Annotated in this window: 6 protein-coding genes and 1 tRNA gene; 1 reads left to right on the top strand and 6 read right to left on the bottom strand. The window is 32.2% G+C overall.

Features of this window, described 5'->3' with window-relative positions; translation table 11 throughout:
• Positions 1-999 precede the first annotated feature (999 nt).
• Positions 1,000-5,634, top strand: a complete 4,635-nt coding sequence (locus H4J67_RS05230; RefSeq protein WP_182203090.1) for a leucine-rich repeat domain-containing protein — start codon at positions 1,000-1,002, stop codon at positions 5,632-5,634.
• Between the two features lie 80 nt (positions 5,635-5,714).
• Here H4J67_RS05230 and H4J67_RS05235 read toward each other — a convergent pair whose 3' ends face one another.
• From H4J67_RS05235 to H4J67_RS05260, 6 genes are all read right to left on the bottom strand, one after another.
• The gene (locus H4J67_RS05235; protein ID WP_182203092.1) at positions 5,715-8,135 is read right to left on the bottom strand and encodes a DEAD/DEAH box helicase family protein; all 2,421 of its coding nucleotides are present in this window, start codon (positions 8,133-8,135) and stop codon (positions 5,715-5,717) included.
• A gap of 440 nt (positions 8,136-8,575) precedes the next feature.
• Positions 8,576-9,115: a hypothetical protein gene (locus tag H4J67_RS05240; RefSeq protein ID WP_182203094.1), complete on the bottom strand. Its 540-nt coding sequence runs from the start codon at positions 9,113-9,115 to the stop codon at positions 8,576-8,578.
• A complete protein-coding gene (locus tag H4J67_RS05245; protein WP_182203096.1) occupies positions 9,112-9,936 on the bottom strand; it encodes a plasmid recombination protein in 825 nt (274 codons plus the stop codon). The genes H4J67_RS05240 and H4J67_RS05245 overlap by 4 nt, the downstream gene beginning before the upstream one ends.
• A gap of 342 nt (positions 9,937-10,278) precedes the next feature.
• Entirely contained in the window at positions 10,279-11,409 is a 1,131-nt protein-coding gene (locus H4J67_RS05250; RefSeq protein WP_182203098.1) for a site-specific integrase, read from the bottom strand.
• A 390-nt stretch (positions 11,410-11,799) separates the two neighbouring features.
• Positions 11,800-13,086 carry a site-specific integrase gene (locus H4J67_RS05255; RefSeq protein WP_182203100.1) on the bottom strand — a complete coding sequence of 429 codons (1,287 nt, stop codon included), beginning with the start codon at positions 13,084-13,086 and terminating at the stop codon, positions 11,800-11,802.
• 77 nt (positions 13,087-13,163) lie between these two features.
• Positions 13,164-13,239 (bottom strand) — tRNA-His (locus tag H4J67_RS05260).
• Positions 13,240-13,278 lie beyond the last annotated feature (39 nt).

The following is a 13,278-nucleotide window of genomic DNA, read 5'->3' on the forward strand; positions in this document are numbered from 1 at the left end:
AAAAAATACGACTACCTTTAAGTAGCAAGTAAAACTTGCCTGAAATTCACTCCTTTAATCAACATCTATAAAAATCGATAGGCAAAAGCTTACAAGATGCAGTACATGCATTATTGTTGACCAATGGATAGCTGTGTTTCAGAGCATTATCACTGCGTAGTATTATCATGGGTGGCATAATAATTTTTGCTATTTTAGTCTTTGGTCTTATGGGGTTCGCAGCACGTCAATTTAATAAATAATCCTAAATAATTGGTATTTTTATCAAAATCATAAACCTGCGTTAATCCACGAATGTATAATGTTCGTTTTGATAATATATCAACTGGCCGTTTCAAGCTCTAATAAGACATTAAGCTTTTCAGAACATTAGATCAAAGCGCACAAGTGACCATTCCATAGAAATGTAAATAACATTAAAAACTAGAAAAAAGCACAGTAATCAGACTGTAAACAACTTAAGTGACTAAAACCAATCACATCCTGTCGATGCTGGCGTAATAGCGTTAGCGTTTACTTTTATTAGCTATAATTGACTTAAGTATACTTTCCGTGAGCACAGGAAATGCACAGGAGGATGTGATGAAAAGCCAGTTTTATATTTGTAAGAGGGACTAAAGGTATTGTTTTTAAAGGAGATAAGATGGGGTGGCTAAAGGGACTTGAACCCTCGACAACTTGTTTTTTTAGTAAGTTCGCACTTCTAGTTTGTTGTTAAATATATAATTTATTTTATTTCTTTAAGTTTTATTAATTTATCTTGGTTTAATTGAACCACCTAATTGTGAATCATTCATCATTAAAATAATAACTAAAATCCCTCCAATAGTAAATTATTAAACGCGATACGAGAAAAAGCCTATTTTTGAAGTGAATTAAGGGATGCTGTTTTATTAATCCCTCAAATCAAAGCTAGTTTACTTAGTATATAAACACCTTTAATAAGTATTTCAATGAAGTATACTAAAAACAATTAAACATAATTCAAATGGAATTGTAATGAGTGATAGCTTTAAAAAGTCAGACGAATGGGGTGCACTTCTAAAATTATTAAGGTTAGGACAAAAAAAAACAACCTCTCAACCTATTCTTTGGGTAGGAGCTGGTCTTTCGGTTCCTGCGGGCTATCCCACAACAAATCAACTTATTGAGTTACTAAAAGAAGAAAGTGTAAAACCACTGCCAACTTTTTCGCCAAATGATATTACATTAGCTATAGACTCAGTAAATAGATCATTTACATTATGGATTCAAAGTTTTGCAGAAATTAACGGATACGGTAGGCTGAATAATGCTCTTGCAAGTATTTTTTCAAAATTACCAAACGTACCGACCTCTACTCATTTAGCCTTAACGACTAATCCTTGGAAAAGCATTTTTACCACTAACTATGATCAGTTACTAGAAATAGCTTTAAACAAGAATGAAGTTAATTTTAATATCGTAACTCAAGAAAATAACTATGGACTCGAACAAAGTGATGTTATTTCTCTATATAAAATTCATGGTAGTGTAACCAATATAAGAGAATGGACCTTAGATGAAAAAAGTTATTTGAATTTCTCAGATAAATACCCATTTCTTAACGCGAAACTCAAAACTACCTTATTTCCGCATCCTATAGTATATGTTGGTTGTTCAATGCTCGATCCAAGAGTTATTGAGTGGTATCAATATAATGAAGAACAAGAATTATCGAGCCAACTTGACTACTCTATTGTTATCATAAAAGAAGATACTTGGCAGAGCTTACCAGATAAGCTTAAAGACCTTTATTTACGATCTAATATGCATCCATTGTTTTTTAATGATTTTGATGAACTTCCTCTTTTATTTAACGCTATTAATAATGAGCTTGAAGACGTAAGTATTGAAAATTCGGTTGAAATTTCTAATCTAGATGCTGAACAAAAAACTGAACGAGAGAAGCAGATATTAGATGATTTATTATATGAAACTGTATCTCCGCGAATAATTGATATTGTTGCCTCACTTTGGTTAGAGACACCACAAAACATTTCATATATTGAACGATTAAAAGAGCTTGGCGGAGCCAAAGCTAAAAACAAAGGTGAAATAGCGTTTAAAACTTTACTAGAAGACTTTGTTGAGCTGAGTAAAAAACTAATTGGTAATAAACTTGAATTTGAATATCAACAAAAGGTTTTTTTACTTTTAGATTCAGTTTTAAGTAAACACTTTCCAGAACATCAAACAATCGAAGCAATTGATTTTGACCCACATACAGTTTATGGCTCTTTACAAGTACACACCACTAAAGAAGTAGGTGTTGATGATCATATAAGTCAGGAGTTTAAAAGAATATTAAAAGGGTTTTGTGAACTTATTATTGATTGTAGTCGAGCACTTCCTACATGGACCAAAGATAATTTAATTACTCAACTAACAGACCACAATATACTTTTCGAAAACGTTAGAGATGAATTAAGTCGATGGAACAATAATACTTTAAATGAAATTGATGAAGTCGTTTTAATAGAAGATGAGTTTAGACGCGCTATAGCTAGACGTTTTGATGAATTAAAAATTTTTGGCCTTAGTTTTGGTAAAAGAACAAGGAAATATCAATTAAGTGTTGCCTATATATCTTTAACGACAGAAACTGATTTTAATAATTCTGAAGATAATAAAGTCATGTCCACCAATGAAGCTCTTACTTGTTATAAGCGGCTAGTTATTTTGGGAGAAGCAGGGCAAGGAAAAACTACTCTTTTACAGTGGTTAACAGTTCAATGTGGTCGTCGTTCATTCGGAGGTGACCAAGCTAATTTTAATAAAAAAATACCTGTTTTAATTCAACTTAGATCTGTTTTGAACGAAAATTCTTTGCCTGAGGATATTGATTTTTATGACTTTATGGCCGAAGGGATAGAAATTAAAAATCCACATAGAGAATGGATAAAAAGCATTCTGGAAAATAAACTAGCTATCATCATGATTGATGGTTTTGACGAAGTACCCAAAAATAGAAGAAAACAAGTACTCGATTGGATTGATAGACTTTGTAATCGATATGATGGAAACCAGTTTATACTTACTTCACGCCCGTCTGCTTATGAAAATACATCGTTAGAACACCTCGACTTCAATGTTATTCAGTTACAAACAATGGATAGGAAAGCCCAGTCTGACTTTGTTGAACATTGGCACCGTGCCATTGCCTTAGAATATGATAAAACAAAGCCAGATGCCCTGAAAAAAGAGGCAATGAGCTTATTAGGTCAACTTAGACAGCAGAAAGTATTAAGAAACCTGGCTCAGAATCCACTTTTATGTGGTGTTTTATGTATGCTACATCATGATCGAAACGGGTATTTACCAAAAGATAAAACAGATTTATATGAATCTACATGTCGTTTATTCTTAGACAGTAGAGACCGCGAAAAGAAAGTAATAGAAACTGATAATTTCATGCTTTTAGATATTCGAAGTAAAGAATCTTTCTTGTCAGATATAGCTTTTTGGATGACCAATAATGGGAAAACATCAATATCTCCAAAAGATCTAAAACAGAGGCTTTCATCAAAATGTAGAGATATGCCTGAACTACGGAGAAAAATATCCCCAGATGAGCTTGAATTATTTTTTCTAGAGCGTAGCGGTTTATTGGTTCAAGTAGGAGTTAACGAGATACAATTTACACATCGAACATTTCAAGAGTTCTACACTGCCAAATACATAATATCTGAATATGATAATGACAGTTTATCAACTAATGCCGGAAATGATTATTGGAATGGAACAATTCAGCTCGCGATAGGTTTACGAACATCAAAAACAGAAAATGAAAGATATTTAACTAAATTATTATCTAAAGCAACGGAGTTTGAATCAAGTGATGATTCAAACTCTGCAATCTCCCTTTATTTATTAGTGTTAAGTTGTAAAGAAAGTATGAGAGAAATTACTCCTCGATTCTCTTATCGATTAGAAGACATCATTAGAAAAGTCGTGCCACCACCATCTGCAAAAGTTAGAGATGCATTAGTGTCGGCAGGAGGGATTGCTATTCCATATCTTGCTCGACCTAAAGGAAGACAATCTATCAAGAATGATCACTATTGTGCATTAGCATTGATAAAAATAGCAACGCCTGATGCTTACATAATGTTAAAGGATTATTTTATAGATAGTAGAAGATCATATATTCAAAAGTTATGTTCTGAAATAAAAAAAATGGATTCTGAAGTTATCAAAGATTCTAATTTAATTGCAATAATGGTAGAGGATGGTATTCAGAAGTATGACCAATCCATCAGGTTAATGTTATCTTTTTTAAATCAAGAAACCTCTTTGATCGAAGATGGGATCGATCAAGATGTATTATTAGGTTCTGAACGTCAGTGGAAATTATCTCAAGGCCTTATTCCATTAGTTAAACTTAACAAAAATGAAGTAATAAAATTAGATTTGTCTTATTGCTATATTAACGATTTAAGCATTATAAATAAGTTTAGGAAACTTGAGCATATTGATTTACAGAGAGCTACAATAAGTAAATTTCCTCAATTAGACAATTTAGTAAACCTTGAATACCTTAATCTTGAAAGTATGAGGGTTAAGCATATAAATTCTTTTTCTGATTTAGGTGCGTTATCTAATTTAAAAACACTCAAAATAGCATATACGCACTGCGAAGATATTTCATTTATATCGCGTTTAAACCACTTAGAGTATTTAGATTTAAATAATATTCATATATCAGATTTAAATCCGTTAGCTAATTTAACAAGGTTACAATACTTAAACATCTCTAGAGGAAACTTCGATAATATTGATGTTTTGTCTAATCTGAGTGAATTAACTTCTTTAGATATTTCCTTTACATATATAGAGAATATGTCTTGTTTAGCAAGTTTAACAAATTTTAAAAAACTTAATATGAAGTTCTCTAAGTTTTCTAAAAATCATTCTTTAGAAAAGTTATCGTTTTTAAATGAATTGTATATGTGTGGAAATCCATCCATTGATATGTCAGTTTTAAAAGGCTTTAATAAACTGAAGAAGTTAGACCTATCTCATTCTGAAATTACTGATTTATCGGTATTAAATACCCTTACAGAACTGACTGAATTAGACTTGTCTAATAATAATATTACTAATATAACATCTTTAAAAAATCTTCCTGAACTAAGTGAATTAAGACTGTGTAATAATAAGGTTGTTAATATAGCACCCTTAAAAAACCTTAAGAAATTGAGAACATTAGATTTAAATAGAAATAAAATTATTGATATAGCCGCTTTGAAAAGCCTTCAAAAGCTGGAGAATTTAAATTTATCTCAAAATAAAGTTAAAGACGTAGCAACTTTAAAGTATCTCCATGAACTTAAGAGTTTAAACTTATCAAAGAATGACATCAGCAGTATCTCAGCTTTGTCACCCCTAATAAATATGCTCTCAATTGATGTAAGCTATACAAAAATTCAATCTTTGAAAGGATTAGAAAAATGGGATAAATTAAATTATTTGCATTTACAAGGTGTAGGAGAAAGGGATATTGATGTTAGTTCAATAGTTAACCTTCCAGACATTCGGTATATTCACTTTGGCTACCACAGTGCAAAATCTTATAAGAAAATAAATTTCAAATCAAACCCTAATATATTTTAATAATCGGTAACTCCTTTGTTACCACAAAGAAGATACCTATTTGATAACATTCATTATAGGTATCTAAATTATGTATATAGCTATAGGGACATATCATAATACCTATTGATTCTATTTTTTGACTCTGTAGATATTTGATAGAAATATTGTCCTTTTGCATTTGATTCATCTCTATCAGCTATTTCATATTCAAGGCCAAATATTTTAGCTAATATTGCCTTCGAAAAAGCCCCTTTACTAATTGACTCTTTTTTGGCGTGTGGAATGTTAAACAGTAGTTTTTTGATTTTTTTTACTTCCAAAGTTTTTCCATATAACTTCAATTTACCATGTCGTAAATAACGCTCTAGTTTTTCGATTTCTTTGTAGCCATAAACGCCCTCTAACGTATGAATATCAAGCCCCAAAGTGCGAAGCACTTTTAAACCCACTATCTGCTTTAGTTTGAGGATGGTTGTAATATCTTTGTTTTCACCTGAATGGCGGCAAATGTGTAATTGATGCATCCAATCTCTTACCTTACCTTCTTTATCAAAGGTTAGTATTTCTTGGTAAAGTTCAGGATTTTCCAGCGCATTAAAAAAATCTAACAACTCAAAAATGTATATTTGTTCTTTTTCTTCATCTGTGACAAATAGGGATTTTTTCATTAATTGATTATATTTAGGCCTTGAAATTGGTCGTATCTCTTTTGATACATCGATGGCTAACTGTTTCTTGGGTCTTGGCATAGTCACTTGCCCATAGCTTTTTATTACGATTTTAAAGCCTAAGCGCTGAAATAGAATCAAGGTGTTGTTCTGATAATGTTGACGAATTATATTTTCTTGTACGATGCGTTCAATAATATAATTGCACCAAATATCATTTTCTACATACTCAAGTTCATCAGCATACTCACTCCATTTAGTCGTATCCATTACTTGAAGTGACCTAATTAAATCAGCGTCACAAATGTATTCTCCATAATTTGTATTGAATGAAATTTGAGTCTTATACGCATTTCGAAAACGACCAGCGGATTGAAGAAGTTGTTGAGGCGAAATTGTTCCATGCGCCAATAGATTTGAGTGGGTAAACTGTTTAAATGGAAAGTTTTGACCTGCGGTAACTGCGGGAGAAAATAAAGTAAAAGTGGCTTTATTTAGAGCTTTAAGAGGGTTTTTAATAAACTGAACCCCTATTTTAGTTTTTAAAAAATCGGCATTGACTGTTAGCACTTCTCCTTTGAGTGATTTTTTTATCACATCAGCAATATCGAAATAGGCCGTTGACAATTTTTGTCCTCCATCACAAAACCCTGTTTCACAGTGACTTTCATTCGCTTGGCTGATGATTTGTTCTAAATGATCAGTTCGTTCATATAAATGTACTTCTTTCTTTGGGGAATAAATTTCATCACTATTGCTAAGAATTGTGATTTCTCTATCCGTTTGCTCAATAATTTGCTGCACCGTAAGTGTATTAATCAATGCGTCAGCGAGAAGAACTTTAGGCTTCTTTAAAAGATTAAAAAAAGATTTCATAGCCTTACCGCTTTGCGATAGCTTTTTATCTCCTATCATTCCTTGGGAGAATACATTTAAACATGCTTGAACCTCATCAATAAGGACAGTATTACAATTATTTCGATGTTGAATGAATTTCTCATTAGTAACCGCAGAGTTTACACAGCAAATTAAACTAGCACATGGGGACACAGAGCCTTTCAGTGGAACATCAAGGTAGTGTTGATAATCACAGGCACTCACATTTCCATTATCGATAATAATTTCTTGCAAGCTTCTGGTTAAAGAAATATTTGGTGCAACTAGTAGAGCTTTTTCATTTTTTTTGTTTGCACTATGTTCAAATAAAGGAATAATGCCGAGAGTTGTCTTTCCTGCGGACATAGCTTCTTTTAGAATAAATAGGCCATTGTTGTTGATAAGATAATCAGATAACTCATTTTTATAACTGAGATGTAGAACTTTAACCTGTGGGTGCGTTAAATCAGGCTCTATGAGTTTACATACACTATTGAAGTGCTCAGTATATAAAGACTTAAAACGCTCTATGGCAGCTTTTATATCTAACGTAGTGGTAACGTTAGAGGTAATAAGTTCAAGCGCTACATCCAAGTCCATTGTTGAAGGTATCTTATGCTTCAAGTGTTCAAATAGTATATCTATTGCAACATCAAAGAATATTGGCTCGTGAGCGATTGAAAGAAGATTAATAAGGTTCAACTCTCTGCTTAATGTGTCATCCCATAGTCCAAAAAAGTCATAAATAAGGTCTTCTTCAAAATAAACTTTGATACCGCGTTTATAAGCTTTTTCGATGAGTTCATATGGATTCCTTGCCGTTGCAGCAATTAAAATAACATTACGATCTTTATGTTTTTTTATAGTTTCATCCAAATCTATAGCAGATGAATAAATAAGCTGTGAGTTATCATGTTTTGTGAAAATACATGGGCCAGTAGTGATGTATGTAGTTTGTGCTAATTGTGCTTTCATAATAATAAATTCCTATTTGTTTAAGAGCTTATATTATATGACTACTGTTACGTACCTCCAATTAGCTACCTAGTATAAAGCGATGATTTTAATAGTTATTTTTGTGTTTTTATTAGTAGTTTTAAATAAAAATAGGTTTTGTTAAATAATTATTAACCAGTCCTAATAAAAATAATAAAGACTATTTTTATTTTACTTTTCTATAATACTTCGTCGTATCTTCTCTATAATTGTTTGTTTAAATATTAAGCTCTTCTGTAATGAAATATATTCCCCAAAAACAGCCATTCTCTATATAAATAAAACATCACTTTTGGGAGAGAAGAATAGAAGTATTCCGCGTAGCGGGGAATTAATTATTTAGTAGGTAAATATCGCCATATTAAAAATAATATCAGATAGGGGATCGACTATTAATTATCAGCCAAAATTTATTTTCATCAATGGTCTATGGTTATATCTATTTGTTGTTTAATTAACGCTTGAATGTCTGTTTTTGATTTACTCACTTTTTTATCGTTAAACAGAGGATTTATTTTTTTAGTTGGTGAGTATTCATGCACTAGTGACATAATTAATTCTCTATAACGCTTCTCTATACTATTTTGTTCGTCTGAATTCACTATTCTGAATAGCATTAATTTGGATAGTTCAATAGTCAAAGCATGATATTCATCAAGTATTGAATGCGGCTTCAAAGCCTCAAGTTTAGCGACAAAGTTTGGATACTCCAAACTATCTAAATCTACATGAATACAGTTGAATTCTGCTTTCAACTGACGGATAAATCCATCTAACTCTTTTACAATAATTTGAATGTCCGTATAGACTGATATATTTTCAAAATGAGAATTCATAAGTTGGAATATTAATTTATGAATACGATACCCGAGGCTCTTACCGTTATGAGGTTCCTGCCACTGAAAAGCACTTAAATAAAGTTCGAGTGCTGAATTAAGTTTACTTGTTGATATGTTCATGATTTTTCCAAATTTGATGTTTTTTGCTGATTTTTATTTATTATTTTTGCTGAAATTAAACCCGTTAACATGCTCTTTGCTCGCTCTAAACGAGAATTCAGGGTTTGAATCAATGAGGATTGTTCATTAAATAGTTTACTAATTAACTCAGCATAGCGCTTTTGAGAAAACCACTCTTTTCGAGACAACCGTCTGCGACGTGGCCCCTGTCGTAATAAACCATTTTTGATACTCACGGCTGAAAAGTAGTCATCCTGTAAAATTTTCATCGCTTCTTTATATGCGAAATCTTTAGCTTTTTTTGTTTTCGTTGTTACAGATCTTTGAGCGGCTAAGCCTGGATGAAACGAATTTAGGTCTAATAAACCATTTTCATCAACTTTAGGTCTCGTTGCGAAATGAATATGGCACCATTTCTCATCTTTGTGAGCCGTCGCAGAGATAAAAGATGAACCGAATCTTTCTTTTAGAAATGAAATTGTATCTTGAACCCACCTCTTAACTTCTTCTGACTCCCAATTTTCAGGAGTAGATTCGATCTTAATAGAAGTTACTCCAAATGCAATTATTTGTGCATCTGATCTGATTTTTCGTCCGATGGGGTCTTTGCAGCTTTTTAGATGACTACGCACTTCATTAAGTGCATCAAGGGGTTGTATTCCGTAGATTAATTCAGGAGGAAGAGGGTTGTTTATATGAGGAAATGAATGCTCAAGTCTCTGACATTCTCTTGCGACAGCCTCTGCTGACGGGCGAAGTGAATTTTTTCTGGGCTTATCACAGTAAGTTTCGATGTGTATAAATTGGTAGCTGTTGTTCATATATCACCATGAAAAATTAATTAAAATATTATCCATGAGATACAAGCAAATTCTGAGGCTTTATCTTTCTTTTTATCCGGTATTAAATTTCTAATTTCCGATGCGCATGCAGTTTATGGCACATAAACCTAGTCGGTCCCTAGCTCTTATATCATAAAGTAATAACGAAGTGCTGTCAATGTGATTTTGGTAATATAAAAGATTTTGTATTTAAGTGGTTGTTTAAACCAGTGTGAACTAAGTGTTTTTTGAAGTGTTTGCACTTTAAAGGCATTGTTATTTTTTATTATTAAAGCCTTTAAATCTAATCATTGCGATTATGGAGAGTATTAGTAAAAGTGCTTATGCTGCTTTAGTAAATAGTTTAGTAAGTAAATTTTTAAACCATGATATTTTTAAGTTATCTTGCTTAATAAAAACTTCATCATTTGCAGCCTCAATATTATTGTCAAAATAAGTATCAAAATGTTCATCAACTTTTACAGTCGTTTCGATCCCATCTTCCTTTATCCAAACGCCGTAATGGTTTTCTATCATTTCTTCCGTAGTATGTCCCATTTGTTTAGCGACCCAAGCTAAAGGAACTCCTTTTGTTAATAGTTGGCTAGCGTAGGTATGTCTTAAATTTGATGGAGGCAAATAATCTACCCCTGTTGATGCACAATGCATTTTTAAAAAGTCAGTTGCATAATGGCTTACTTGTTTGTAAAGCTCTTTACGTTTAGAGTTATAAGCCAATAGCGTCCTTGATTGTATTTCAATGGTTTTATTGTCGCTATGAGTTACTGTTATACATGAAGCTCCTCTAACCTGAGCCAAGACGATTAACCTATCAAATGTATTTATTGCGTTAGAGCAAAGGTCGACCTCACGTTTAGATCTTTCATTTTTGGGTGTTCTAAAGTTATCAGTAGAAAAAGTAATTTCAACACAATAAACCCCTCTCTCTTTTTTGTATCCCTCTGCATTGATAGCTAATAATTCACCAACTCTTAAACCAGTTAATACTCCCAATCGTAGTAATAAAATTTCAGACTCTAGATCAGCATTCATTACGGTTAATGACCTTATTTTCCCTACCGTAAAGACATTTGGTACTTGCTTTACTGGGCGAGGTAATTTTTTATTTTCAAATGGATTCGAAGCTAGGTAATCATTTGCTATTAGTAAATCGAAAGTGGGATTCAATATATCCATAAAATTAGTAATTGATTTTGGTTTATACCTTTCAAGTAATTTCGCTAGAAATATTGCCCACTGTGTATATCCAAACTCACTCACTTTTCGGTCACCAATCCAACCTTTAACTTGATTAGCTTTTTTCTGATAGCCCTCTTTAGTCGACTTTGCTTGACCCCCTGATTTGATTGCGACAGCTATATCAATCACTTCATTTAATGTCGTTTCATCGTTGAATTCGTATGAATCTATATTCATGTCTTCGTGGGTGAATTTGTTTAAATCTATATTCATGCTTTCTCCAGTAAATTATTTTAATCGGTGCTCGTTAGTAAGCAACGTTAAAAACAATATACTAACCACTATGCCTATGTCAAACACACACCCAACCTAACCATTTGAAATTAAAGTAAAAAAATCCATTGTTATACAGTAATCAATGTGTACCCTGATAAATAAAAAGAAACGAATTATTTTAAATAAACTAAAAGCCACAATCCTGCTACAAGATGTGAATTACAAGGAGGTGGTCAATTCCCACTAGTTATTTAAGTAATATTCAAAAATATCATGATTTTTTATACGTACGGAGTGCGTACTGTATAAAAGAAGGATCATTATTATTAGTAATGTAAAAATAAAAATAGGCGGTAAAGCCCTATATATAAGGGTTTTAGTTTTTTTTTAAAAATTAAAAATATTATTTTCATTATAAATAGCCATTAATTCAATTTTTTGTTTCAAAAGCTTAATATTTATTTTTTTTCCGTACCTACCGTAGGTAATGTGACGCTTACTATGACCCACAAGTTCAGCAACGATGTTTTCATTCACATCAGCTTGTTGTAACTCATCAATAAAGGTATGCCTTAAACCGTATAACGTAAGCCTATTTGTTTCGTTCAAACTGATATTTTGTAAAACAGATTTTAAACGACCTCCTATTCTTTTACTCCAATCTGCATATGCGCCCTCTGATTTTTCGTTAAATAATAAATGGCTACCTTGAGATTTTTTTAGTTCCATGAAAGCTAAAAGGCCCAATTTTATTAATTGAGAATGAATTGGCACTTGTCTATATGCATTAACTGTCTTCAGTTGAACATCTTTATCAGCGCTATCAACATCGAAAATATAAATATCGTCAACTTTATAAATATTATCAATACTTAACTGACAAGCTTCGCTGATTCTAAGACCGCTATACAAGCAAATTAAAGGTATCCAGTAATCGGCATAGCGATGCACTCTTTTCTTGTTATTGAGTCGTTCATTAAGTTGTTCAAACAACGCTAATAATTGAGATTTACTCCATCGTTCTCTTTGTTCATGCTTTTTCTTGATCGGCTTTTGGCCTAGGGATACCTTTTCAAATGGGTTCGTTTTTATATATTCAACGATTACACACCATTTTAAAAATTGGCTATTTGAAGCCATATAGTCGCGATTAGTTTTATAGCTTCTTTTTTCCGAGATAAGAAAATTTCTATATTGCATGATTAAACTCGGTGATATTTCTTTTTTAGCACTTTGTTTATACCAGACTATAAAGTGCTTAGTTCGTAGTTTTAATTGGTTTAATGATCGGTAAGATATGTCCTCTTTTTCTTTTCCTATAAGAAATTCTTTATTCGCTGTATCTATGTCAAAGATATTTGAGGGTTCAATAATTTCCTTCCCCTCATTTTTAACGTTTTTTAGGAAATATTTTGGATTAAATTCATGGGTTTTAAATAAGTGAAGATTTTGTTGAATGTAGTATTTAAAGGTCTTTGAGTTAAAGTGTTGGTCGTTTGAATCGATTAATTGTCGAATAAATAATGATGCAGATAAGTTTCTGTTAATTGCTGTTGATCGAACTTTAGTTTGGAGGGAAGTACGAACAGAAAATGGGAATCCATCATCCCTCAATGATTTTGGGAGGGAAATACGAGTATAGTAAGTGCCGTTTCGATTTTTAGTTAAGTACATTGTCACACCTGATTGTCACACCAAGAGGAATTAACGAACTTTGAAATAATTATATTTTTAGAAACAGTTACTTAGAATGGGGTGGCTAAAGGGACTTGAACCCTCGACAACCGGAATCACAATCCGGGGCTCTACCAACTGAGCTATAGCCACCACTGAACTTACTTAGAACGCCTTGTGGTAAGGCGCGAA

Origin of the sequence: Colwellia sp. BRX10-4 (genome assembly GCF_014077465.1) — a bacterium.
In the GTDB taxonomy this organism is placed as follows: domain Bacteria; phylum Pseudomonadota; class Gammaproteobacteria; order Enterobacterales; family Alteromonadaceae; genus Colwellia_A.